Raw genomic sequence first — 677 nt, 5'->3', positions numbered from 1 at the left:
CCGGGTGATCACAGGCGGCAAGCCTAGTGACTGCTACGGCGGCCGGAGCCGCGCGGTTGCGTTCGCATGCGATTGTTCGCTTCCCCGCGTTTGCCGCGCCGTGTCTGCAGCGCTGCTTGCATCGGATGCAACTGGCCCGTATGTCTCCACCAACGGGGCATTCGCGTTGTGCCATAGCTTTTGAGTTCGTTGGGGGTTGCCGTGCACCACAGCCCGTTTCGTGCGCACGCAACGGCGACACCAACGGGCGTGGACGTGGCCGATTAGCCGTCCGGGCCGGCTTGGCCGTCGGTGCCCGCGATGCCGTCCGAGCCGGCACCGCCGTTTGTGCCACCGCCCAACCCTCGGCCACCCTGGCCCCCGGTGCCGGCCGCGCCACCCGCACCGCCTGTCCCGCCCGGACCGCCGACACCGGCAGAGCCGTCGGCACCGGGCAGGCCCCATAAGAACCCGGCCCGGCCACCCGCGCCGCCTTGTGTCCCGCCGGTACCACCCGTCCCGCCATCACCGCCGTCGCCGCCGTCGCCGCCGGCTCCGCCGCCACCGCCATTACCGTTGCCAATAGGGAAGCTGCTGTGAGCTTCCGTGCTGCCGCCGACCCCACCGTTACCGCCGGCACCGCCCGCGCCACCCGCACCCCCGGCGCCGCCAAGACCGGCGTTCCCGCCGGCGCCTCC

At 72.8% G+C, this 677-nt stretch carries 1 protein-coding gene; it reads right to left on the bottom strand.

Going from position 1 to position 677, the window contains the following annotated elements:
• Window positions 1-263 precede the first annotated feature (263 nt).
• The coding region (locus tag F0Q45_RS26450) for a PE family protein (protein ID WP_149656646.1) at window positions 264-677 on the bottom strand (414 nt) is incomplete at its 5' end.

This window comes from Mycobacterium simiae, assembly GCF_008370645.1.
GTDB lineage: Bacteria > Actinomycetota > Actinomycetes > Mycobacteriales > Mycobacteriaceae > Mycobacterium > Mycobacterium simiae_A.
The sequence above is the reverse complement of the archived record's forward strand: the minus strand, read 5'-3'. Positions and strand labels throughout refer to the sequence as shown.